Raw genomic sequence first — 23164 nt, forward strand, 5'->3', positions numbered from 1 at the left:
AATGCGATTGAGCCGCGTTAGCTGGAGCGGCTCAATCGCGAATCACTACAACTCTCCCGAAAGCTGCGACGGAAACCACAGAACTATTGCGCCGTTGCCAGCCGCCGTTACGAACAGAATTCCCTCGCCAGCTCGGACGCGGGTTTCGTTTTCCAATGCCGATTGTAGTTATCAAGGGAGCAGAAGCTGCGACTGCACATGCGGTCGATGTATAGAGTTCCGCCGAGATGGTCGATTTCATGTTGCAGAATGCGGGCATACCAGCCTTCTGCTTCGATCTGGACTGGTTCTCCCAAGTGATTGAGAGCTTTTACTCGAACTTGACTAGACCGCGGCACCAATCCTCCGAAACCGGGCAGGCTAAGACAGCCCTCAAAGAAAATCCGATCCGGAGCGGAGAGCAATTGAAGCTCGGGATTGATCAAGACGTGAAAAGGCACCGGCCGTCGCTCGCGTTCCGCCAGCTCTGACTCTGTGAGCGCCGCTTGGTACTCCGCCTTGTCTTCGACAATGGCGAGCTGCAGCGACTCGCCAACCTGGGGAGCGGCGAGACCTACACCCGGCGCATCCGCCAGCGTCTCGCGCATGTGCTCAATCAACTCACGAATCCGTCCGCTTGCGATCTCCTCTGCGGTAAGAGGGCGGGCTGTATTTCTCAGGACAGGTTCTCCGACGTGCGCAATCTTTATTCGCATCCTGCAGCAATTTTCGCAGATGGGAAATTCGTTGGCGAATCTCGATGCGGTTCAAGGTTATCGGAGATAGACGAGCGTCCATTGCATCCGTTGCCCGATCTTGATTGGCTGAGAATCCAGGAAAAATCTGACGGCAATCGCACTTAGATCATTGATCCAAAAGATCTTTCCTACAACCCTCGCCGGCCTTGTACTAGACTGGAACACATTCCTGTTGAACTTGAGAGCGCACCTGTCCATGAAGAGATTTTTCGTCTCCGCGTCACTGGCCCTCGCCACATTCTGCAGCGTCGCGGCAATCGGCACATATGCCCAAACCACTTCCGCGTCTCAAGATCGACCATGGATGAACCGGGCTCTTTCACCGGACGAGCGCGCCAGTCTGGTGCTGAAAGAAATGACGCTGGATGAAAAGCTTTCGCTGCTTCACGGCAACGGCATGGCGCGCGAACCTCAGTGGACGATGCCTCTCACCAGTCAATCCAACGGCGGCGCCGGTTACATCGCACCCATCGCTCGCCTCGGTATTCCAGCGATCGACATCTCCGACGCCGCTTACGGGGTGCGCGCGGCCGGCTCCATGGGACGTTACGCAACCGCACTGCCGAGCAATCTCGGCGCGGCCTGTAGCTGGGATCGCAAGGCTGCCTATGCGTACGGCTCCCTGATTGCCCGCGAACTGCGCGCGCAGGGCTTCAATATGTCGCTCGGCGGAGGCGTCAATCTCACGCGGGAGCCGCGCAGCGGGCGCACCTTTGAGTATCTCGGCGAAGATCCCATACTGGCGGGCACCCTTGTAGGCCAGCTTATGGCTGCAGAAAGAGCCGAGCACGTCATCTCCGACATCAAGCACTATGCGGTCAACGACCAGGAGACGGGGCGCTCCGTGTTGAGCTCCGAGATCTCAGAGCGCGCCATGCGCGAGTCGGATCTGCTCGCTTCCAGATCGGCATCCACGACGCGCAGCCGGGCGCCGTTATGTGCTCTTATAACCGCATCAACGGCGACTATGCGTGCGAAAACGACTATCTACTGCGAAAGGTCCTCAAGGAAGATTGGCACTATCCGGGTTTTGTCATCTCCGATTGGGGCGCGGTTCATTCGACCTTGAAGTCTTCGCATGCGGGCCTAGATCACGAAGAGCCCACCGACGAGTTCTATGGGCCGGCACTGCGGAAGGCGGTCGAAACGAAACAGGTCTCCATAGCGGAGATCGACGATCATGCGCGGCGCATCCTGCGCTCCTACTTCGATGACGGCGTGGTCGACTATCCCGTCGAAAAACGCGTGATCGATGTGGAGCGCGACCTTGATATCGCGCAGCAAATCGAGGAAGGCTCTATTGTCCTGCTCAAAAACGAACGTTCGATCCTGCCGCTCGATGGCGCGCATGTTCATTCCATCGCCGTTATCGGCGCACACGCCGATGTAGGCATGCTTTCCGGCGGGGGCTCCGCACAGGTAGATCCACCGGGAGGCAACGCGGTCGATCCGTCGCAGGGCGCCATTGTCTTTCAGAACCATACGCATGTGTTCTTTCCGACATCGCCACTGAAGCAGTTACAGAAAGCGCTGCCGCAAGCTCAGGTTCAGTTCAACACCGGTGACGACCGGACCACTGCTGCGGCGCTTGCGAAACATTCCGATGTGGCCATCGTATTTGTTCAGCAATGGCAGATGGAGGGGATGGATCTGCCCACGCTGGCGCTTCCCGATAATCAGGACGCGCTGGTTGAAGCGGTTGCCGCAGTCAACCCTCATACCATTGTCGTGCTTGAAACCGGCACAGCCGCGCTGATGCCCTGGGCTGGCAAAGTAGAAGGCATCGTCGAGGCCTGGTATAGCGGCGCTCGTGGCGCTACGGCGCTGGCCCGGGTGCTGACCGGTGAAGTGAATCCATCCGGCAAACTCGCGATGACCTTTCCTCTCAGCGATGCCGATCTGCCTCACCCCACGATCCCGCCTCTTCCAGCCGAAGATAAGGGTGCGGGCGCAGATGCAGTGAATGCCGGCGGCAATAGCCATTCGAGCTATGCCATTCATTACGATGAGGGCTTGAAGGTCGGCTATAAGTGGTATGACGCCGAGCACAAAGCAGTGCTGTTTCCCTTCGGCTTCGGCCTGTCATACACCAGCTTCGCCTATTCGGGGCTGCAGATCACGCCGGGCGCCACGACCGCAGTTCGCTTTACGGTCAAGAATACGGGCAAGCGGGCCGGCGCGGAGGTTTCCGAGATATACGTGACGATGCCGCCTTCGGCCGACGAACCTCCCAAGCGTCTCGTGGGATATGACAAACTCATGCTCGAGCCAGGCGAGAGCCGTGAGGTGACCGTACAGGTCGATCCACTCTATCTTTCGGTCTACGACGAGGCTAGCCACGCGATGAAGATCGTGCCCGGCTCCTATACCTTTGCCGTGGGCGGATCGTCGCAATCGCTTCCTCTGAAGGTAGAGGCCGAGATGCCGGGCAGGCGATAAGCGCGTGAGCCCACGAAACGAGGGTGCGGGGATAGGGTTTAGGTGTAGTAAGCGGCTTCGGTCTTCGCGACTTAAGCGTGGCCGAAATGCTCCGTAGACAGTCAGTTCGATAGAGTTCTGCCCGGATAACGGGGTGGATTCGAAACATGGTCCCGCTACCCGGTAAGGCGGTCAGCCGCACGAACCATTGAAAAGATTGCAATATTTTTTTGCAGGGCGCGATACCAACTGTACACTCTCACTTGTATTCGAGCCTTACTCCCCAGGAACACAGACACGAAATAAACGCTTTTAGAGACCCTTTCCTATGGTCACTTTCTCCACCTCTGCGACGACTCCTTCTCCGGACGAAGTTCTCATACCGGGAGAATCTTTCAAGCCGGTCGCTGAGCCAGAGGCTGGAGTGCTCACTCTGCTCGGGGAGATCTGGCAGGGTTGCTGGCAGGGCGACTCCTGGACTATCGCCTCCATTCTCCGTCTCGCCTGGGTCTTTCCGCTTGTCGCCCTTTGCTCGTGGCTGGGCATCGTGCTCTCTCATCAATCGGAGGGCGTGGCCACCATCTGGCTCTCCAATGGCATGATCTTCGGCCTGCTCATCACGCAGCCGAAGCGCCGGTGGCTAGCCTACTTTATCGCCGGCCTTACCGCGGATACGCTTGCCGATATGGTTTACGGCGATTCCTTCCGAATCGCGATCGGCGTATCGCTGGCGAACTCTATCGAAGTAATCACTTCCACTCTTCTGCTCACACTGTGGTTCGACTGGCCCTTGGATCTATCGAAGCGTAAGTCGCTCGTTGGCTTCCTCATGGTGTCGGTTCTGGGAGCAACAGCACTGACCAGTGCGCTGGGGGCCTGGTGGACTCTGCTCATGGTTCCCGGTCCTGCCTGGTGGCAGATGTTTCGCACCTGGTACCTCGGAGATATGCTCGGCATGGCGGTCCTGGCGCCGCTGGTCATCATGGTGCAGCGGCCGGCCTTTTTCTCGATGTTCGATCGCAGGCACCTGAGCCACACGCTGCTTGTTCTTTCCACTACGGTAGTGGTCGCGGCATTGGTCTTCACGCACAGCCAAGACCCTCTGATCTTCTTCATGTTCCCGGCATTTCTGCTGGTGGCATTCCGCCTGGGATTGCCGGGCACGGTGGTCAACATTCTCCTGGTTACGCTCATGGCCATCGGCTTCACGGTGAAAGGGCATGGCCCGCTGATGCTCATCTCCGGCGAGCACATGTTGCTGCACCGGGTTGTAATTGCCCAAATCTTCGCAGCGGTCGGAATCTTCACCATGTTCCCGGTTGCGGCTCTCCTTGAAGAGAAAGAAGCGCTCAAGAATTCACTCGCTGCGAGCGAGGAACGATTCCGCAATCTTGCGCACATCGACGAGCTGACCGGCCTGCCGAATCGGCGCGCCTTCAATCTCCGTTTCGAGAGCGCCTGGGTCGATGCCTTCGCCAGCGGCGAACCACTGGCCGTCGTGATCGTCGATGCCGATCGATTCAAGCAGTACAACGACGTCGTCGGTCATCTGGGTGGAGACGCATGCTTACGTTCGATTGCCCAGACAATCGCCGGCATCGTGGAAGAAACAGCGGGCACCGCTGCTCGCATCGGCGGCGAGGAGTTTGCTGCTATTTTGCCTGGCACTACGCCGGAACAGGCGAGAAATATCGCTGAGAAGATTCGGGTCTCTGTCATAGGGCTTGCCCTGCAGCATCCCTTCAGTCCGTGCGGCGTACAAACTGTCAGCCTTGGAGTGGCAGCCCTGGTGCCGCAGAGCGATCAATCTTCGATCAACCTCATGAGGTTAGCGGACGAGGCCTTGTATGTGGCCAAGAGTGCCGGGAGAAACCAAGTAGCCTGCAGTTAGGATCATGTCCCTCAGCGCCTGCTTCCGAAGATAGGAAGAGCATGCAGCCTCAAACGCCAGGACAATACGGCTAGAGCGCGTACTTGCGGCACAGGTACTTGATCCGTTGGCCATCCAGGCGCAGCAAACGTGCGGCGGCGGCCTTTCCACCTTGGCTGCGACGCAGAGCGGCCGTTAACAGCGCAATCTCCAGTCGCTGCACCTCGGCGTCGAAGTCCGTACCCGCTTCCGGCAATAGCACCGCCTCCTGAACCGCTGCACTGTGAGCTAGGAGACGCGGCGGGAGATTGCTGGCGCGAATCTCCTCTCCGCGGACAGTAATTACGAGGCGCTGGATCAGGTTTTCAAGTTCACGGACATTGCCCGGCCAACTGTGCTCGTCGAAGACGGCCAGCGCATCCGCAGCAAACTGCTTCACGGGCAGGCCATTGGCAATGCAGTGAATCTGCAGAAAGTGTTCGCAGAGCAGTGGGATGTCGCCGGCACGTTCGCGCAGCGACGGCAGGTGAATGGGCACGACGTGGATGCGGTAGTAGAGGTCTTCGCGGAAGCGTCCGGTGCGCGCCATCTCTTCCAGTGGTTCGTTGGTGGCGCAGATCAGGCGGAAGTCTATTTTTCGCTGCGCACGGCCCCCCAGCCGCTGCACGTGACGATCTTCGAGTACCCGCAAAAGCTTGGTCTGAAGCGGCAGCGTGAGGGTCGCGATTTCATCGAGAAAGAGCGTGCCGCCATCGGCCAGTTCGATCTGCCCGGGACGCGATTCCGTAGCACCGGTGAACGCTCCGCGCTCGCTGCCAAACAACTCTGACTCGATCAGGTTTTCCGGCAGCGCTGCACAGTTGAGCCGGATATACGGCTTCTTCGCGCGGCGACTCAGCGCCACGATCGCCCGCGCGGCAAGCTCTTTGCCTGTCCCGCTTTCGCCGCGGATAAGAACATTAATGCTGCTGTCGGCCACCTGCTCAATGGCGTCATACATGAGCCGCATGGGCTCGCTGGCGCCGACGAAATCCTGAAAGCGGCTGGTCTCGAAGACCTGGCGTCGCATCTGCTCGCGAGCGGCCTCTTCGCTGCGGCGTCGCAGCGTCTCGGCAAGCGTAAGACGCAATTCAGAGAGATCGACGGGGCTGCGGAAGTGCGCGTCGGCACCGACTTCAAGGGCGCTCTTCTCTACCGCGCGTGTACGAGCGCGGCTGAGAGAGAGGAGCACAAAATTTCCGTTCAGCTTACGCAGCTCATTCAGAACGGAAAGACCGCCGCGAGGATCCTCGCCGTCAGTGTCGATGTCCAGGATGACAGCGACGACATGCGCCTCTTTTGTCCACCGCGCAAGATCCTCGTAGTCATTGCGGATGACCACCTGGAACCAGGGAATCAGTTCGAGGATCGCTTCGCGGATGAAGTCATCATCCGCAGTGACGATGCAGACGACAGGAAGCGATGTGTGCGCGATCGCCGGAGCCTCCGAGCCGGCGCGATTCCGTCGCAAAGCCATGCCGCATTCTAGACGAACGCTGCGCAGCAGTGGCAGACATTCCGCAGGGGCTCGCGTGAGAGGAAGTCAGCTCGATCCGTTTCCTTCAAACCTGCGCCGATCAGTGCCCGGCGGGAGCTTTACCGCCTACCTTGAACTTCTTGGTCAGAAGCACGAGAGGTGCGGCAATCAAGGTAATCACGCCAATGATGTGAAAGCAATCCATGAAGGCAAGAAGCTTCGTCTGCGACTGCAGCTGATCGTAGTAGTGGCTATAGCTCGCGTTGAGAGCATCGGCATGTGAGAATCCATGAGCTTCGAGGAAGGCCGCGGTTTGCTGCACCGCTTGTTGCAGAAAAGGCGACGATGGCGGCAGGTTTCCGCCAACCCTGGATTGATGAAAGTCCTGGCGCCGCTCGCTCAGCGTGGTGATGAACGCGATTCCGAAGCTGCCACCCCAGTTACGGAAGAAGTTCGTCAAGGACGACGCCTTGTTGTTCTGATCGGGCCGAAGCTGGGAGTAGGAGATCACCGACAGCGGCACGAAGAAGAATGCGTATCCCAAGCCCTGAAGGGCGCGAGCCAGCGCGTAGTGGTTGTAATCGGTGTCGAGGTTGAAGTGGCTGTAGTGAATGAAGGCGATGCCCACGACCATCACCGCGCCGAAGAGCAGAATCCGCGGATTGACGATTTTGCGCTGTACCAGTTGCGCGCCCACCGGCGCTAAAAATGTGATGACCAGCGCGCCCGGGCCAAGCACCAGTCCGGCATCTATGGCGCGATAGCCATAAAGCGACTGAAGAAGCTGCGGGATCATCGTCGTCGATCCAAAGAGACCGAATCCGAAGACAAAATAAAAGACGCAGGAGATGGCGAAGTTGCGCCCCTTCAATAGATGAAAATCGATGACCGGATCATCGTGGCGCAGCTCCCAGAAAACCGCGACGGTGAGACAGGTGATGCCGATGGCAAACATCCAGCAGATGAATGTCGAACCGAACCAATCGTCAATCTGACCGCGGTCCAGAAGCACTTCAAGGGCGGCTGATCCCAGGCCGATGAGCGCAATGCCTACGCCGTCGATACGGAGCTTCCCGTTCGCCGAGCGCACCTTGCTTCGCTCGGCGGCGAAGGCTGGCGGGTCACTTACAAATCGATTGGTAAGGAAGATCGAAAGAATTCCGATGGGAATGTTGATCAGGAAGACCCAGCGCCATGTGTAGTTGTCCGTAATCCACCCGCCCAGCACTGGCCCGATGGCCGGCGCGGTGACGATGGCCACGGTATAAAGGGCGAAGGCCGAAGCCCGCTTCTCTGGCGGAAAGGTGTCGACCAGAATTGCCTGCTCTACCGGGGCGAGACCGCCTCCGCCAATGCCTTGCAACACGCGCGCCAGCAGCATGATTCCCAGGGTGGGCGCCACACCGCAGAAAAACGAGGTGATGGTAAACAGCGCGACGCAGGCCATGTAGTAGTTTTTGCGGCCGAAAACGCGAGAGAGCCATGCGGACATCGGCAAGACTACGGCATTGGCCACGAGGTACGTGGTTAGTATCCATGTAACTTCGTCGTAGGAGCGGCCCAGGCCGCCGGCGATATAAGGCAGCGAGACATTTGCGATGGAGGTGTCGAGCAGCTCCATGAACGTGGCCAGCGTAACGGTAAGTGCGACCACCCAGGGATTGATGGCAGCTCGCGGCGCAGCGTCGGCTGACATCGATAGGCTGGCTGTGGCCATAGTTCCGGGGATCTCCTGCGATGAAAAGAGACCGGATGGTCTCTGGTAGCATCTGATTCACAAAGCGAGCCAATCGATGCGGTTTTTTCACCGCATCATAAATTTGCGTAGCCAGAGGGCGTGGCAGAAGGTCCAGCGAGATGAGCAAAGGTGAAGCAACCAGGCAAAAAATCATTGCCGAAGCAGCGCCGATCTTCAATCAACGAGGCTTCGCCGGCTCGTCGATGCAGGACATTTTAGACGCCACCGGCCTCGAAAAGGGTGGGCTCTATCGCCATTTCTCGAGCAAAGAAGAACTGGCCGCCGAGGCCTTTCGCTACGCGCTAAACCGGTCGGTAAAGGTTCGAACCGATAATCTCGAGCAGGTCAAAAATGCTTTAGATAAACTGCGCTGCGTCATTCGCCGCTTCACGGATGGGCCATCGATCATCCCCGGAGGCTGTCCGCTGATGAACACGGCCGTCGATGCGGACGACGGCAATCCGACGCTTCGCCGCCTGGCGCGTGAGGGCATCCGCGACTGGCGAGAGCGACTGTGCAACATCATCGAAGACGGCGTCGAACGCGGTGAGATCGACTCTGCCGCCGAGCCTCGGAAGGTTGCTAACACCATCATCGCGGCGCTCGAAGGAGCGCAAATGATCAGCCGCATCGAGGGCGATAAATGTGCCCTTCGCGATGTGGCTGCTTCCTTAGATCTCCTTCTAAGACAGATCGAGCCGCAGGCAGGTCATCCGTGATTCGCTAATACCAGGCCTCGATAAGACCTGCCCGAGTAAGTGGGCCGAAGGTTAGACCCAACCTCCATCGATGATGTAAGACTGATTCGTGATGGCGGAGCTGTCGTCGGAGGCGAGGAAGAGAATGAGCCGGGCCACTTCTTCGGGAGCGAGCATTCGCTTCAGTGCCTGTCCGGCCAGGATTTCGGCTTTGTAAGCTTCCGTGAACCATAGCTGCCGCTGACGCTCGGTCAGAATTGCTCCGGGCATCACGCAGTTCACGCGGATATTGTCCGGGCCAAGCTGATGTGCGAGCGCGCGAGTCATGCCGACGATGGCTGCCTTCGCGGTCACGTAGACTGGAACATCCGTCGAGGGAATGACCCAGCTGATCGAGCCCATGTTAATGATCGAGCCCCGGCTCGCGCTTTTCATCGCCGGGATAACGGCCTTGGCCATGAAGAATTGATGCTTGAGGTTCACTGCCATCGACCGGTCCCAATACTCCGCGGTTACATCCTCGATGGAATGGCGAGCGTCATTGCCGGCATTGTTGACCAGCACATCGATGGTCGAGAAGTGCGCCATCACTTGGGACATGACACCTTCGAGCGTGGCGATATCGGTAAGGTCGCAGTGATGGTAAACAGGCGAAGGCGCACCGACTGATCCGACTCTCTCGATCAGCTGTGCGGCCTTCTCATCTTGAATATCGAGGAAGACGACCCTCGCGCCCTGCTTCGCAAACGCTTCAACGATAGCCTCGCCGATGCCGCTTGCTCCGCCGGTCACCACCACGACGCGATCACGCAGGCTGGGATAGGTAGCAAAGTTTCCCGGGCTGGCCATAGCGACAATTCTCCCCTGTCAGTAACATCGAATTGCTTCTGAAATTCACAGACTACTCCCTCCGACAAAAACTACGATGGAAGGCAGGCACTCGAATTGAATACAGCAACTCTCATCGCGGATTACTCGTGCGAGACTGGCGAGAATCCGCTATGGCATCCGCTGGAACAGCGGCTTTACTGGACGGATATTCCGACCGGACGACTCTTCCGCTACGACCCTTCATCGGATCGGCATGAGCAGTGTTATGAGGGAAGACCGGTCGGTGGCTTTACCGTACAGGCCGATGGCTCGCTGCTTCTGTTCATGGATCGCGGCACGGTTGCGCTTTGGAAGAATGGCGCGCTGACGGAAATCGTGCACGAAGTACCCGAAGAGCGTGGCTCGCGCTTCAACGACGTTATCGCCGATCCGCGCGGGAGGGTCTTTTGCGGGACTATGTCGACGGCGGAGCAGAAGGGAAAGCTCTATCGACTCAATCTCAACGGCAAGCTGCATCCGGTTATCGATGATGTGGGCTGCTCTAACGGCATGGCCTTCACACTGGATCGCCGCGGGTTCTACTTCACCGACTCCTTCGCTCGCGAAATCTATCTGTTCGACTACGAACCGGAAGATGGTTCGATTCGCAATCGGAGAGTCTTCGCCCGCTTCCGGGAAGCGGATGGCATGCCCGATGGCATCACGATCGACGCCGACGGCCGTCTCTGGTGCGCCTTCTGGGATGGCGGTTGCATCGCGCGTCTTTCATCCGAAGGAGCCGTCGAAACCAAGATCGCGATTCCTGCGCCTAAGACATCGAGTTTGACCTTCGGCGGCGAGGATTATTCCGACCTGTATGTGACGACGGCCGGCGGAGACAGCAAAAAAACAGATGGCCCGCTGGCGGGTGGGCTTTTCTGTCTTAAAAATTTGGGCCGAGGATTGCCCGAATTCCTCTCTCGGATCGCAATCCCTTCGTCGTAAAAATTACTGGGAAGACTGGTCTCCAAGCATATGGCTGTGGATGGTGGCCTGCACTTCGGGAACGGTGCCGTCGTTCACTATGACCTCCAGCGGAGTTCCCTGCACCAGCATGCGATGCGCGGTCCGGGTTTTTCCCGGCAGCCGGACGCGCTCGGTGAGAGTTCCCTTCTTCGAGCGCACGGTGACCGGAACTTCCGTTTCGGTGAATCCATCGTTGAGAATGTCGATGCCGACCAGGTATTCTCCACTCTGCGCTGCCGGGCTGGGATAGACAGCGGCGATAGAGAGATCGGGAAGGCCGCGATCCTGATACACCCAGTTATCGAAAAACCATTTCAGGTCTCCGGCCGGATTGATTCCGCTGGGCCGTTCGACGAGATGCTCAAAATATTCGGGCGTAGTGTCGGCTTCCGGATCGTACGCCTGCAAGGCAGCCGCCAAGGCATTATCGCCGACGATGTCGCGCAGCATCCATAAAACGTAAGTAGCCTTGGTGCGGTAGTAGACAACATCGGAGGCATGAAGGAGATCCTGGCCGGGACCCGCGCCTGGGGTAGCCGGCTCGGCAAAGGTCAACGCACCGCGGCTGTTTTCCAGGCTTTCGAGCGCCAGATCGCGGTCATGGGTCTGCTCGGTCCAAAGGGTTCCGAGGAAGTTGGCAACTCCTTCGTTGAGCCATTCACGCTGCGACTGGAAGTAGACGTGGGCGAGCGCGTGGGCCAACTGCGGAGCGATTTTCTCTGGCGGGTCGGCCGCCAGGCTGGTAAAAAGCGCGCTCCCCTGCTCAAAAGGAGCGTCCTCCGCTTCAGGCAGATCGATGATGGTGAGATCGGATTTCGGCTTTGCCACCAGCCATTGTTGCAACAGGGGCTGCACCATGGTCGCTGCGGTCATGTACCCCTGAGTATTGGCCTGATCTTCGCTGCGGGGATAGATGCTCAGCCCATTGCCCTCCCTCGGCGTGCCGGTCGAAAGAAAGAGGGTTGGAAGATTGAAACCCAGGGGTATAGGGCCGAGTTCGCTGGTGACGACTCCGGGAAAACCTTCGGTGGGCATCGCCGTGGGTTTGGCGATCCGCATCACTTGCCCGTCGAGGACGGCGACCGTCGGAGGAATGTCGAAAAATTCGGCGCTCACCCGCATCCGGATCGTGGCCGAGGACTGGCGCGACTTCTGTGCAGCGATTTCAGAGAATACCTTGGCTCCGTCGCCGAAGAGTGCCGGCACCGAGCTGACCGGATACCAGAGCACGTTGCCAAAGCCGCGCAGGCCGACGAAGTCAGCCGAGATTTCGTCCCAATCTGACCGGGCGGCGAGATCGGCCGGGGTTCCCAGCTGTTCGAGACGGCGTGCATTTGCTTCGATAGTGCCGCTGTAAACGACGTCGAGCTTCAGCTCGGCCTTGGGAGCGAGAGGTTCCTGCAGCTCTACGACCGCCTCGCGAAGCTGGCCGGTGTGATCCACATCGCTGTTGATGATTTGCTGGCCGAATTTGAGGCGCTTGCCGTTGAGGATGACATCTTCGAAGTTGAGCGCTGAAGTCAACTGCAGGGGAATTACCGGCAGCGGGTGGTCACCATCGTTCCGGAGCGCAATCCTGGCCCGAACTGAAATCGTATGCTGCTGGGGCGCAAGATGAATATCGAGATCGTAAGCGGTGTAGGTCACGGCCGCGCGCTGCTGATCGGTGACCTTGGCTGGGGGAGTATCAGCTGCCGGTTTCGCGGCGTCGGCCTTTTGCTCTGTAGCGTCATCGTCGGAGCGCGAGAAGAGGATCTTGGCGTTCGGATTCGACGGCTTCGGAGGGCCCGGCTGCTGCGATTGCTCGGGGGACGGCGGTGGCGCGGAGCTTTGCTGCTGGCCTATCGCGGTATAGCACACGCCGCACAAAACGGCTGCGGCGAAAAACTTCCAATTCCTCATGAACCTAAACCTTTTCTCTCCTTAACCGGCTTGTCGGGACGCGGCGGGGGAACGGGGGACGGCTGGTTTTGTCCGCGGCGCTGGCGTGCGGCCTCGAAGAGTACGACCGCTCCGGCGGCAGAGACATTCAAAGATGCAACGCGGCCGGCCATGGGTATACGCAAGAGGTGGTCGCAGGTTTTGCGGACCAGGTCGTGAAGGCCATCGCCCTCCCTGCCGAGGACCACTACGGTATTCGACGTAAAGTCGTACTGGTCGTAACCCAGGGTGCCGCGCTCATCAAGACCCACGCACCAGATATTTCTCTCTTTGAGCTGTTCGAGGGCGCGAACCATGTTGACGACGCGCGCGATGCGGACGTGCTCGGCAGCGCCCGCCGAAGCCTTGACCGCCACGGCGCTCAAGGGAGCCGCGCGGCGCTCGGTGACGATGACGCCATCCACGGCCGCGGCGTCGGCGGTCCGTAATAACGCGCCGAGATTTTGCGGATCTTCCACGCCATCCAGAGCGAGGAGCAGGCGCGGCGTCGATTCGGCCGCTCCGGGAGCGGCTTGGAAAAGATCCTCGAGCTCCAGAAACTCCCGGGTGCGGACGACGGCAACGACCCCCTGGTGGCCGGAGGTTTTGGCGAGGCGAGTCAGCTCCTCCCGCGCCTCGAGGCGGAGACGGATGTTGTTTTTCCGGCAGGTATCGATGATCCGCTGGAGTTTTTGGTCGTTGCGGTCCCGGGCCACGCACACATGGTCAAACTGCCTGCTGCCCGACCGAAGGGCTTCTTCCACCGGATGCAGGCCGTACAAAATCTCCATTGTTTGAGTCTAATTGGTCCTTTCGCAGCGAATTGGTGGACAAAAAAAGACCATCTCGTGAAGGCGGAAGCAAATATTATGAAGCACTTGCGATGGCTCGCGCATCCGCTTCATAATAGATGTGTTAGCGAATTCTTTCTCATGGGCTCACGACTTCGCTTTCCGTCCTGACACGACAGGCACAAGGAACGCCCCATGAGTTTCGTCCGCAATCTCGAGAATCTTGTAGCAAAGAGCGTCCTTGGCGGAGTTTCATCCGTCTCTGAAAATGAGATGAGCACCGCTTCGATTTCGCTGATAGAACAGTCACGCACTGAAAACGTCCTGATCGCGCAGGGCTTGAAGCGGCACGATGCGGAGTTGCTCGATCGCCTGATCCTGCAATATCAGCATCGTTTGTTGCGCTATCTTCTCTTCCTCACCGGCAATCGCGAGATAGCGGAAGATCTCTTTCAGGAAACATGGATGCGAGTGCTGACCCGCGGTACGCAATACAACGGCGCGGCGCGTTTCGACACTTGGCTTTTCACCATCGCGCGCAACCTGGTCATCGACTTTCGCCGGAAGCGCACAATGGCAAGCCTGGAAGAGATGTGCGAAAACGATGGGGACGAGCGCCCCTTCGAGGTCCCGAGCAACGATCCGAATCCATTCGACCAATATCAGAGCAGTGAAAATGCGGAGCGCGTCGCCGAGGCGCTGCTGACACTCGATCCTTTGCATCGCGAAGTTCTAGTGCTGCGATTCCATGAGGAGCTTTCACTTGATGAAATTTCTCAGGTAACTCGATCTCCCCTTTCTACGGTGAAGTCACGCCTCTATCGGGGCCTGGCCTCGCTCAAGCCGCGGATGGCGCAGCAACCGGCGCTGGAGGCCAGGTGAATACTCCAGGTACAGGCGAGCCTCGCCCCGCAGGAACATCCGTAGATCCGGATCTGGTTCGTGCACTGGCAGGTCTCGATGTCGAAGCGAACATGCTGGTGGTGCAGCGCACCCGTCGCACAGTAATGGCAGCCGCCAACGAACTGCGGGCGGCCAAATTGCGCTCACGCCGCCAGGTAGGGCTAATTCTTCTTGCGGTGGGAACGCTCGTCATGCTGCTTACACCGGCAATCTGGGTGGTAGCGGATGACTTGTTCGGAGGAGAGCATTTTCAAGACCCCCCGGCACTGGCAATTTCTTTGGTAGTCACTTTTTTTTCTACGATTTTCGCAGCGCTGGTGGTCACCTGGCGGCATCGAGAATCGAGCGGCCGAGAAGGTCACTGAATCCTGTTGAGGATCGGCTTTAACGATGGACAGTACACGGGATACGCTGGGGCCCAAACGCGATATGAAAATGGACGCTGAGCTTACGGACGATCTGCGTCTCATTCCGCGATGGGCAATCGCCGGAGCCTTGGCGGCTTTCGCATTAACCGAGTATTACTTTTGGGTGATCGTACCCCAACACCGTCACAACCCCAGCCCGCTTCCGACAGCGCTCCGCTTCTATCTCCTTATTTCGTGGGGAGCGCTGGCCTCCCTTTACGTGCTGATGATTGGCTATATCAGTAACGATGCGCCGCGTCGCGGCATGAGCACTCGTCTCTGGATGGTCTGCGTCGTCATGCCGGGCGGCATCGGAGCGGTTCTCTACTTCCTGCTACGGCAGCCGATCCTCTCTTCCTGCCCATCCTGCGGCACGCACATCGACGGTAGCTATCACTATTGCCCGCAATGTTCCTACCAGGTAACCGCCTGCTGCGGAAACTGCTATAGGACTGCCCGCATCACCGATCTCTACTGCGTACACTGCGGACACGATCTCGCGGCGGATCATCCTCCGGCGCGGCTCCAGGCATTCAGCCGATGAGAAGGCGGCAATCCTAGTGGCTACGCTGGACGCGCGCGGCTTCGCTTCCTATACTCAAAGCTTGGCCTCATCCGCACCCATCACGGCGCTGATCATCGACGACGAGCAGCTGGCTCGTGAAGAGCTGAAGTATCTGCTCGATACGACCGGCAACGTTGAGGTCCTGGCACAGGGCGCCAACGGCATCGAGGCCGTGGACTTGATTCGCGAATACCAGCCGGATGTCGTTTTCCTCGATGTGCAGATGCCCGGGCTGGACGGCTTCGCGGTCCTGAAGCAACTGATCGAGCACCGCGATCCCATTCCGCAGATCATTTTTGCCACGGCGTTCGATCAGTATGCGGTGCGCGCCTTCGATGTGAATGCTATCGACTACCTGCTCAAGCCCTTCGACAAGAACCGCGTGATGCAGGCTCTTGACCGCGCCCGTCTGCGCCTGCAGGAAATTGCGCAGGCAGAAGCCGAGCCGCACATTCGTAACGACGGCACCAAGGGCAGCGATCTGAAGATCGACGCGCTGATTCGCCTGATCGAGCAGCAGCAGTTGAGTCCGCGTCACCATAGCGGCAAGATCGTACTGCAGGCGCAAAGCCGTCTGCTGCTGGTGGACCAGAAGGATATCTGCTTTGCGTCGATCGACGAAGGCATCATCTCGGTGGTCACGCCGACGATCGAGGGCCAGTCGAAATGCCGCACCCTGGAAGAGCTGCTGGAGCTGCTCGATCCAAATGTTTTCTGGCGGGCACACCGGTCGTTTGTGGTGAACATCAACCACATCAAAGAAGTGGTGCCATGGTTCAAGAGCAGCTATCAGCTGCGCATGGACGACAAAAAGCAGACGGAAATTCCCGTGAGCCGAGCTCAGACCAAGCGTTTGCGCGAGCTTTTCAAGCTTTAGTCAATTGCTTAAACGAACTAAGGCTTAAATCAACGCATTTTCTGTCCGCTCAGGGCAGAGAAATCATCCTTTCGCTTACTAAAATTTGATTGTGGCGATGGGGCATTGGACGCGCTGTATCTGCTCCCCTGGTTTGCCCAGTTTGTACATGAAGGCGCAGCTCAGGATCGAGTTGCCGACCACCGCCCCCGGATAAACGTAGATAGTTTGGGTGCTGGGATAGTAGAGGGTCAGGGTGCTATCTCCGCCGACGCTCTGCAGCTGATATCGGACGTTGTCGTCCGAGGCCTGCGCCTGCACGGTTCGGTGAGTGTGCAGCTGCCATCCCAGAAGAAATACCAAAACCACAACCAAGAGCGCGCGGAGATTTCTCGTCATCGTCGTATCCCTCCCTGGTTTGCAGGGGCAGGAACCATCGTATGACGGATCTCTCCGGGAACGGCTGAATTCCTCTAGTCGTAGCGCTCGAAGATCACCTGCTTGCGCTCCCAGCCAAGCTCCATCAGGCGATCGCGGTTGCCGGAGACCATCTCGTTCAGGCCGCAGATGTAGGCGTGAATATCGTAGCCGCGTGGTTCGGCAGCGGTCGAAACAACATCGGCGCGATGATTTTCATGAGCGCGGCGGGTGACGATCTCCGCGACATGATCCTGCACGTAACCGCGCAGCCCTTCCCATCCTTCGTGCGGACGGCTCAGCGTGGAGAGGTAATGAAAGTTGGGGCGTTCTGCAGCCAGCTTTTGAAAATACTTTTGGTAGTAAAGATCGGTTTCGTGACGGGTGCCATAGACGAGCCAGATGTGGCGGCCCTCGCTGCGATCTTCCCCACTCTCAGGGAAAAGATATTCGGCGAAGCCGCGCATGGGAGCTACTCCCGTGCCGGTGGCGATGAAGATGCTGTCGGTGAGCGGCTTGCGCAATGTGAAGAGGCCATGCGGACCATGAAAGTGGACCTCGGCGCCCGGCTCGAAGTCACAAAGCTTGTTGGAAAAGAATCCCTCTTCGACCCGGTTGACGCATACGGCAAATTTGTTCGCGGAAGGCGCGGAGGCAATCGAGTAAGCACGCGTCTGCTGTTTGCCGTGGCTGTCTTCGGCCACCATCGAGACGAACTGTCCGGGAAGGAAATCGAAGGCCGGCAGTTCGGGCGCGGAAAATTCGAGATGGTAGCACTGGGCGCGCTCCGAGAGTAGAAGCTTGTTTTCAAGACGAGCAGTATAGAGTTGTCGAGCCAAAGGCGTGAACCTGCTTTCACATTTCTAGATTCCAGTGTACGAAAGCCTAAGCGACTCCTCCAACGGTTTGACGGTCGATGCGTTGAATTTGTGTCCATTCTTGCCAGCAACGGATCTGCCTACAACCGGAAGAGACAGCGCCGAAGCGCTGCCTCTTCCGGTTAAGGACAAAGGTTAACTAGAACTGGACGCGCATGGCGAATTGCAGCTGCCGTGACGAACCGGCATCGCCGACAGCCGTGCGAGTTGAGGATATCTGTCCGAAGGTGCTGGTGGCAGCGCCTGTCGCGGTTAAGGTGGGGTTGCCGAAGTTGGCGTGGTTCAACAGGTCGAAGGCATCGACGCGCGTCACGAGCGCCGCTCCCTCTGCCAGCTTCGTCGTTTTTTGCAGCGAAAGATCCGAATCGGCAAAGCCGGGACCGGTCAGAGCATTGCGCTGGAGATCGCCGAAACCAGTTGGCTGCGCGAAGAAGGAGCACCCGGCGACAGGCGTGGAGCATGCGGCGCCATGAATGAACGATACATTGCCGTCGGACAGGATTGCGCCGCGGCCGGTGCTGTACTGACCAATCACGGTCGGCCGGATGGTTCCCGACGTGCCGTTAAAAGTGGAGTTCGTCGTCACATTCAGAGGATTGCCGCTTTGCAACTGGGTAATATTGGCCAGCAGCCAGCCGTCGACAAGACGATTGCCGTGGAAGGGCAGGTTCCAGGTGCCGGAAAAGACGAAGTGATTGCGGGCATCGAAGTCCGAGAGACCATAGTCGCCCTTAGGGTCGAAATTGTTCTGCAGCGAGTACACGCCCTCAGAACCGAGAGAGTTGATGTCCATGGACTTGGACCAGGTATAGGTGGAGTTGATTTGAATACCGTGCGAGAAAGCCTTGCGCACCGTCAGCCATAGGGCGTTGTAATCGGAGAGCGAATCCGAATCGATGTAGGCGATATTGCCCAGATTGGATCCGGGCCGGATTGTCGCGGTAGTCGGAATCGAGGCGAAAGGCCGCGTTGCCGCGCCTTCTGGATAAATGAACTGGTTAATGTCGCGCTGGATGCGGAGGTGCTTGCCTTCGGAACCAATGTAGCCCAGCTCCAACACGTAGTCCTGACCCAATTGCTGCTGCAAATTCAGGTTGTAGCTTTCGGTATACGCATTCGTCAGCTTGGGGTTGACCGCGTTTGGCGCAAGCGCGGCGAACTGCGCATTTTGATAGAGCGTACCTACTGGCAGAGATCCGCTCTCGCTCACTGGGTTGGCATCGGGAGGATTGCCGGCCAAACCGGTAATGACATCGGTGACCGGTTCATCCGCCATGAGGCCGTAGCCACCACGCAGGACCGTCTGTCCGTTGCCGCGAAAATCATAGATGAAGCCAACACGCGGCTCATAGTTGAAGTTCTGATTGTAGGCTTCACTTACAGGTGTGAGCGTACCGCTGAATTGATCGAAGTTCACAAAACGGCCACCGCCTTCTGTCGGCGTGCCGTTCCATTCATAGCGAAAACCCAGCTCCGCCTGGAAGCGCCGCGTGACCTTGTAGTTGTCGGAGACAAAGGCTCCCAGCGAGTTCTCGAAGACCCGGCTGGTGAACTGCGTCGGTGTTACAGCGAAAGCGCTGGCGATGCCGTCGATGAAATTCGCGGTAGTACTGAAGGTGAGAGTGCCCGCAGTTTGCGACAAATTATCGTTGATGAAGCGGCGAAATTCACCGCCCGTCTTGATGGTGTGCTTTCCGTAGTTCCATGAGAGCGTATCGGAGAAAATACCGGTGGTATCAAAGCGTCCGTTCGGCTGAGCCGAGGGTCCGCCAAAATTAAGGCCTATGTCCTGCACTGTAATTTGGGGTAGAGCGGCGTTGTAAGTGACACCATTATCGATGCCGAAATTCATAGGATTTTCGGGTGTATTGGGCACAAATGAGATGGCAATGCGGTTGAATCCGAGGCGCGCCTCATTCACTAAACTCGACGAGAAGATGTGAACCTCGTTCAGTGTTGCGACCTGGCGGTGCGCGGTGCGGTGGTCGCCAAAGCCGGGCACGGTGTTGCCTTGAAGATTAGGCTCGGTACGCGAATCCTGCTGCCAAGCATAGTAGGCGTGAAGGTTGTCTTTCGCAGAGATAGTGTGGAATAGATCCCCGGAGAATTGATCGGTCTTTACCGGCCCCGGTTGCGAACCCTGGAAGACATTTCCGGTCGCGTTGTTGCCCACAGGTACGAGATTGATTAACTGTGCGTACGCGGCGCCCGCGGGACTTGCGGCAAACGCGGCCCGCTGCGCGGGATTCAATACATCTCCGTTGAAAAGAAGAGCTTGGTGCTGGCGCAGACCTTCATAACTCAGAAAAAAGAAGGTGCGGTCTTTGAAGATAGGCCCCGAGAATGCTCCGCCAAAATTATTGCGGATGAAAGAGTTTTGCCGTGCAGGCTTGCGGTTGAAGAAGTTGCGCGCGTCGAAGTAGTTGTTGCGGAGATAGTCGAACGCCTCGCCGTGAAAACTGTTCGTGCCCGAACGAGTCGCTACGTTCACAATCGATCCAGAGGCATGGCCGTATTCTGCGGAATAAGTGGAGTTGGAAATTTTGAACTCAGCAGTGGTATTGATCGATGGCTGAAAAGTGATCTGGTTCAGAAAGGCGTCGTCTAAGTTGATGCCATTGATCATGAAGTTTACGGAGTCTTCGCGCTGCCCAGCGGTGTCAAACGAGCTCGCACCAAGGCCGCGGCTGGCTACGGTGAGACTGCCGGTGACCGGTGGAATCACGGTTCCCGGGGTGAGGTTCGTCAGGTCAAGGAAATGCCGGCCATTCAGGGGGATTTCCTGCACAGTTTTTTGATCGATTACCTGACCCACGGTGATGCTTTGCGCATCGAGAATCGGCGCGGCGCCCTGTACGCGGATCACCTCGCCTGCAGACGCCAACCCGAGTTTCACATTTGCGGTCACGCTCTGATCGACACCCAGGGTGACGCTGGTGAGTTTGTAGTCCGCAAAGCCCGATACGGTGACAGTCACACTATAGTTGCCGGGCTGTAAAGAAGGAACGGTGTAGTCTCCGGCCGAATCGGAAGTCACTACCCGGTCGACACCGGTCGACAACGCTCTCACGATAACTTGCGCATTCGGAACAATTGCACCTGAAGGATCGGCGATGCTGCCGGAAATGGTTGCGGTCGATTGAGCATGACCCAGCAGCGCACCTATGAAGAAGATAAGGACAAAGTTCGCGATAACTCTGATGCGGTAATTCAAGATAACCCCCAAAAATTTGGCACATTTACGGTTACGTGTTTAATTTAGGGAAGGGTACTGCAACGCGCGGCTGACGGGGCAGGCGCATTGAAGTACGTCCCTTTTCGATTTGATTCAATTGACTCGAGTTGCGGAGAGCAACTCACTCATCACAGGAAGAAATGCCGCAAAATTAGTTTGATGTCGAAGCGGCTGGTTCGGATTCCGCTAAAAGCTCGGCGAGATACTGCGACCAGATAGCCGGCAGCGTATGGGTGCCATGTCCCCGAGTTGCATCCGTGATGGGCAGAATCACGAACTTTCCCTTCGGCACGCGCTGAATTTCTTTCGGAACGATGCCCAGCTCCGGGGGGTTGATGAAGTCGTCGGCGGAGTTGATCGCCATCACCGGGACTGCGATCTTTTCCAGATCTTTCGATGGATCATAGTTCCGTGAGGAGTTGAACTGATAGAGGAAGTCATTCGCATCTAACGTTTCGAGGTCAGACGCCCAGGTCTTCTTCAAGTATGCATCAGCGGCGTCGCGCGTGGGATAGTTCTTCTGCATCTGCAGAGGCGAGGAGCCCATGATGATAAGCATGTCGGCGGCGGTCTTCAATCCCTGCCGAGGCTGGGTCTTGTACTCGCCTCCCATCCAGCTGGGATCGCTGATGATCGCATCGATCGCCATCTCCCGTGTCATGCGGTTTCGGCCTGCAACGGGTACAGGCATGCAGGCCAGCGGCATCAGCGCATCCGCAAAGCCGGGGTAGGTTTCTCCCCAAACCCACGAATGCATGCAGCCCATGGAGGTGCCCATGATCAGCCGAAGATGATCGAGTCCGAGACCTTGAGTTACGACAAGGTATTCGCCGAGAACCATGTCGTCGTAATCGTATTGTGGAAAGTGAGCATGCATACCGTCACTCGGCTTCGACGATTTTCCGTGCCCAATGTCATCAGGCAAAATGATGAAATATTTCGATGCATCCAAAAGGCCGCCTGGAACGAATAGAACGCCGGCGAAGCCCGGACCCAAAAACTGTGTGCCCGCGCCACCGGTGCCATGCAGGATAAGGACAGCGTTATCTACATGCCCTCTATTATCACGATGCGGCTGTCCGAGAACGCGGTAATGCAAGCGCAGCTCGGCCATAGTAGAACCATCTTTGAAGTGAAAGTCCTTTGCAATGTAGTTAGCTTCTCTGGGCTGGGGCCATGTCGGAGCAGTCTGAGCAAACCCAGTGTTTCGATACCCTAAAGATGCCAAGACCAGCAACAAAGAGACAGGAAATTTTGAGGATCTTCGAGACAAGAGGCTGCCGATGCGCTGGGGCATCGGCGGGGGAGTTATAAGACGGTATTTCATGATGATTCTGCTTCGGACCTCTTATTTGGTGAAGATGTTCTTAGGACAAATGGCGTGCACGCCTACATTGCCATCGACAAGCTGTGTGATATCGACGTCTATGGCAACGCTGGTCAACATATATGCGTCATCGCGGCTGAGATGTTTTTGTTCGACCAAGAAGTTAATCATGTCGCGCACCGCAAGAGTTGTAGCCTCCTTCAGATCGGGACTGAAGCCCATACTGATGTAGCTGGTCGGCGTCTCTGCCCGCGGCCATAGCAGATGTTGATCTTTGTGCACGATGAACCGAAACGTTCCGCTGAGAAAGGTTTCCATCGCAGTAATATCGACCTCGCCGTTCCCCTGCCCCGCGTGGCCGTCCCCTACTTCGAAGAGCGCGCCCTTGGCATGCACCGGAATGTAGAGCGTAGTGCCTGCAACCAGCTCCTTGTTGTCCATGTTGCCGGCGTGCATCCACGGCGGCGCGCTATCGATGCGGCCCGCGGAAGGAGGGGGCGCGTCTCCCATACTGCCGAAGAATGGATGCAGCGGAATATCGATACCGGGGGCAAAGTGTCCAATCATTTTGGTGCGATCGAGCGGAATAATTCTAGACTTACCATACGGATAGTCATTGGGTAGAAAGCCACGGCCGGCTCCGAAGCCGTTGCAAGCCCAGGGCACATCGATATCGATCTTCAGGATCTGTACTTCCAGCACATCGCCTGGTTCAGCTTCAGCGATGTCGACGGGGCCGGTCAGAATATGTCCACCCGGGCCCTTGTCTTTTACCTCGCGATAGATATCTGCGTTATAGGAAGGGATATCGGAGGCGGCGACGCCTTCTTCTTCCAGGCGGTCATTAGGACCGCAGGTAGACAGCGTCTGTATGTGCACGGTGTCGCCAGAGTGAACTGTAATTACCGGCTTGGCTTTTGCCGAGTAATAACCCCAGACGACAGTGGATGGAGTAGCAGGCAGCGTGATCGGCGCAGTCTGGGCAGCGGCAACGGCTGCAAGCAGGAGCGGCGCCGCCGCAGCGAAAACTTTCTTCATCGAGTACCCCTATC

19 protein-coding genes and 1 pseudogene are annotated in these 23164 nt (G+C 57.7%); 9 read left to right on the forward strand and 11 right to left on the reverse strand.

From position 1 onward, the window contains the following. Positions 1-107: 107 nt before the first annotated feature. On the reverse strand, positions 108-695 hold the full coding sequence (gene def / locus XX99_RS12180; RefSeq protein WP_050059665.1) for a peptide deformylase: 588 nt from the start codon (positions 693-695) through the stop codon (positions 108-110). 463 nt (positions 696-1158) lie between these two features. On the opposite strand from def, the pseudogene XX99_RS12190 reads away from it, so the two are divergent. From XX99_RS12190 to XX99_RS12195, 3 genes and pseudogenes are all read left to right on the forward strand, one after another. Continuing rightward, positions 1159-2765: pseudogene (locus tag XX99_RS12190) on the forward strand (glycoside hydrolase family 3 protein); the annotation flags it as partial. Between the two features lie 177 nt (positions 2766-2942). Beyond that, positions 2943-3176 carry a fibronectin type III-like domain-contianing protein gene (locus XX99_RS28080; protein WP_231581363.1) on the forward strand — a complete coding sequence of 78 codons (234 nt, stop codon included), beginning with the start codon at positions 2943-2945 and terminating at the stop codon, positions 3174-3176. Between the two features lie 307 nt (positions 3177-3483). Beyond that, positions 3484-5046: a GGDEF domain-containing protein gene (locus XX99_RS12195; RefSeq protein WP_050059667.1), complete on the forward strand. Its 1563-nt coding sequence runs from the start codon at positions 3484-3486 to the stop codon at positions 5044-5046. Positions 5047-5116: 70 nt separating this feature from the next. Here XX99_RS12195 and XX99_RS12200 read toward each other — a convergent pair whose 3' ends face one another. After that, a complete protein-coding gene (locus tag XX99_RS12200) occupies positions 5117-6541 on the reverse strand; it encodes a sigma-54 dependent transcriptional regulator (protein ID WP_050059668.1) in 1425 nt (474 codons plus the stop codon). Between the two features lie 100 nt (positions 6542-6641). Continuing rightward, positions 6642-8258 (reverse strand): DHA2 family efflux MFS transporter permease subunit, encoded by a 1617-nt coding sequence (locus XX99_RS12205; protein ID WP_050059669.1) that lies wholly within the window; start codon positions 8256-8258, stop codon positions 6642-6644. A gap of 140 nt (positions 8259-8398) precedes the next feature. On the opposite strand from XX99_RS12205, the gene XX99_RS12210 reads away from it, so the two are divergent. Continuing rightward, positions 8399-8998, forward strand: a complete 600-nt coding sequence (locus XX99_RS12210) for a TetR/AcrR family transcriptional regulator (protein ID WP_050059670.1) — start codon at positions 8399-8401, stop codon at positions 8996-8998. 51 nt (positions 8999-9049) lie between these two features. On the opposite strand, the gene XX99_RS12215 is transcribed toward XX99_RS12210, so the two are convergent. Further along, positions 9050-9826: an SDR family NAD(P)-dependent oxidoreductase gene (locus XX99_RS12215; RefSeq protein ID WP_050059671.1), complete on the reverse strand. Its 777-nt coding sequence runs from the start codon at positions 9824-9826 to the stop codon at positions 9050-9052. Positions 9827-9922: 96 nt separating this feature from the next. On the opposite strand from XX99_RS12215, the gene XX99_RS12220 reads away from it, so the two are divergent. Further along, positions 9923-10792, forward strand: coding sequence for an SMP-30/gluconolactonase/LRE family protein (locus XX99_RS12220; RefSeq protein WP_050059672.1), 870 nt, complete (start codon positions 9923-9925; stop codon positions 10790-10792). A gap of 3 nt (positions 10793-10795) precedes the next feature. Here the strand turns inward: XX99_RS12220 and XX99_RS12225 are convergent, their stop codons facing one another. Both XX99_RS12225 and rlmB read right to left on the reverse strand, forming a co-directional pair. Next, positions 10796-12715: a M1 aminopeptidase family protein gene (locus XX99_RS12225; protein WP_050059673.1), complete on the reverse strand. Its 1920-nt coding sequence runs from the start codon at positions 12713-12715 to the stop codon at positions 10796-10798. Then, positions 12712-13524, reverse strand: coding sequence for a 23S rRNA (guanosine(2251)-2'-O)-methyltransferase RlmB (gene rlmB / locus XX99_RS12230; protein ID WP_050059674.1), 813 nt, complete (start codon positions 13522-13524; stop codon positions 12712-12714). Before rlmB ends, XX99_RS12225 begins: the two co-directional genes overlap by 4 nt. Positions 13525-13719: 195 nt before the next feature. Here rlmB and XX99_RS12235 point away from each other — a divergent pair, with 195 nt between their 5' ends. Genes XX99_RS12235 through XX99_RS12250 form a run of 4 tightly spaced genes read left to right on the forward strand, consistent with a single transcriptional unit; the run spans position 13720 to position 16276 of the window. Continuing rightward, positions 13720-14406, forward strand: coding sequence for an RNA polymerase sigma factor (locus XX99_RS12235; protein ID WP_375782548.1), 687 nt, complete (start codon positions 13720-13722; stop codon positions 14404-14406). Further along, positions 14403-14792, forward strand: a complete 390-nt coding sequence (locus XX99_RS12240; protein ID WP_050059675.1) for a hypothetical protein — start codon at positions 14403-14405, stop codon at positions 14790-14792. Before XX99_RS12235 ends, XX99_RS12240 begins: the two co-directional genes overlap by 4 nt. Positions 14793-14817: 25 nt before the next feature. Beyond that, positions 14818-15378 (forward strand): zinc ribbon domain-containing protein, encoded by a 561-nt coding sequence (locus XX99_RS12245; protein WP_231581305.1) that lies wholly within the window; start codon positions 14818-14820, stop codon positions 15376-15378. Between the two features lie 25 nt (positions 15379-15403). Further along, entirely contained in the window at positions 15404-16276 is an 873-nt protein-coding gene (locus XX99_RS12250) for a LytR/AlgR family response regulator transcription factor (protein ID WP_184084925.1), read from the forward strand. 78 nt (positions 16277-16354) lie between these two features. Here the strand turns inward: XX99_RS12250 and XX99_RS12255 are convergent, their stop codons facing one another. The 5 genes from XX99_RS12255 to XX99_RS12275 all read right to left on the reverse strand — a co-directional run bounded on the left by XX99_RS12255 (position 16355) and on the right by XX99_RS12275 (position 23150). After that, positions 16355-16654 (reverse strand): hypothetical protein, encoded by a 300-nt coding sequence (locus tag XX99_RS12255; RefSeq protein ID WP_050059676.1) that lies wholly within the window; start codon positions 16652-16654, stop codon positions 16355-16357. 74 nt (positions 16655-16728) lie between these two features. Beyond that, positions 16729-17511 carry a ferredoxin--NADP reductase gene (locus XX99_RS12260; protein ID WP_050059677.1) on the reverse strand — a complete coding sequence of 261 codons (783 nt, stop codon included), beginning with the start codon at positions 17509-17511 and terminating at the stop codon, positions 16729-16731. A 178-nt stretch (positions 17512-17689) separates the two neighbouring features. Then, positions 17690-20764 (reverse strand): TonB-dependent receptor, encoded by a 3075-nt coding sequence (locus tag XX99_RS12265; RefSeq protein WP_221302446.1) that lies wholly within the window; start codon positions 20762-20764, stop codon positions 17690-17692. Between the two features lie 172 nt (positions 20765-20936). Then, positions 20937-22082, reverse strand: coding sequence for an alpha/beta fold hydrolase (locus XX99_RS12270; protein WP_050059678.1), 1146 nt, complete (start codon positions 22080-22082; stop codon positions 20937-20939). A gap of 51 nt (positions 22083-22133) precedes the next feature. Continuing rightward, on the reverse strand, positions 22134-23150 hold the full coding sequence (locus tag XX99_RS12275) for an acetamidase/formamidase family protein (protein ID WP_050059679.1): 1017 nt from the start codon (positions 23148-23150) through the stop codon (positions 22134-22136). Between the last annotated feature and the right edge of the window lie 14 nt (positions 23151-23164).

The sequence above is a fragment of the Silvibacterium bohemicum genome (genome assembly GCF_001006305.1).
In the GTDB taxonomy this organism is placed as follows: Bacteria; Acidobacteriota; Terriglobia; order Terriglobales; family Acidobacteriaceae; genus Silvibacterium; species Silvibacterium bohemicum.

Bases quoted from the DNA above. Each gene is read 5' to 3' on its own strand.
- def (WP_050059665.1), bottom strand. From the start codon at position 695: ATGCGAATAAAGATTGCGCACGTCGGAGAACCTGTCCTGAGAAATACA.
- XX99_RS28080 (WP_231581363.1), top strand. From the start codon at position 2,943: ATGCCGCCTTCGGCCGACGAACCTCCCAAGCGTCTCGTGGGATATGAC.
- XX99_RS12195 (WP_050059667.1), top strand. From the start codon at position 3,484: ATGGTCACTTTCTCCACCTCTGCGACGACTCCTTCTCCGGACGAAGTT.
- XX99_RS12200 (WP_050059668.1), bottom strand. From the start codon at position 6,541: ATGGCTTTGCGACGGAATCGCGCCGGCTCGGAGGCTCCGGCGATCGCG.
- XX99_RS12205 (WP_050059669.1), bottom strand. From the start codon at position 8,258: ATGGCCACAGCCAGCCTATCGATGTCAGCCGACGCTGCGCCGCGAGCT.
- XX99_RS12210 (WP_050059670.1), top strand. From the start codon at position 8,399: ATGAGCAAAGGTGAAGCAACCAGGCAAAAAATCATTGCCGAAGCAGCG.
- XX99_RS12215 (WP_050059671.1), bottom strand. From the start codon at position 9,826: ATGGCCAGCCCGGGAAACTTTGCTACCTATCCCAGCCTGCGTGATCGC.
- XX99_RS12225 (WP_050059673.1), bottom strand. From the start codon at position 12,715: ATGAGGAATTGGAAGTTTTTCGCCGCAGCCGTTTTGTGCGGCGTGTGC.
- rlmB (WP_050059674.1), bottom strand. From the start codon at position 13,524: ATGGAGATTTTGTACGGCCTGCATCCGGTGGAAGAAGCCCTTCGGTCG.
- XX99_RS12235 (WP_375782548.1), top strand. From the start codon at position 13,720: ATGAGTTTCGTCCGCAATCTCGAGAATCTTGTAGCAAAGAGCGTCCTT.
- XX99_RS12245 (WP_231581305.1), top strand. From the start codon at position 14,818: ATGGACAGTACACGGGATACGCTGGGGCCCAAACGCGATATGAAAATG.
- XX99_RS12255 (WP_050059676.1), bottom strand. From the start codon at position 16,654: ATGACGAGAAATCTCCGCGCGCTCTTGGTTGTGGTTTTGGTATTTCTT.
- XX99_RS12270 (WP_050059678.1), bottom strand. From the start codon at position 22,082: ATGCCCCAGCGCATCGGCAGCCTCTTGTCTCGAAGATCCTCAAAATTT.
- XX99_RS12275 (WP_050059679.1), bottom strand. From the start codon at position 23,150: ATGAAGAAAGTTTTCGCTGCGGCGGCGCCGCTCCTGCTTGCAGCCGTT.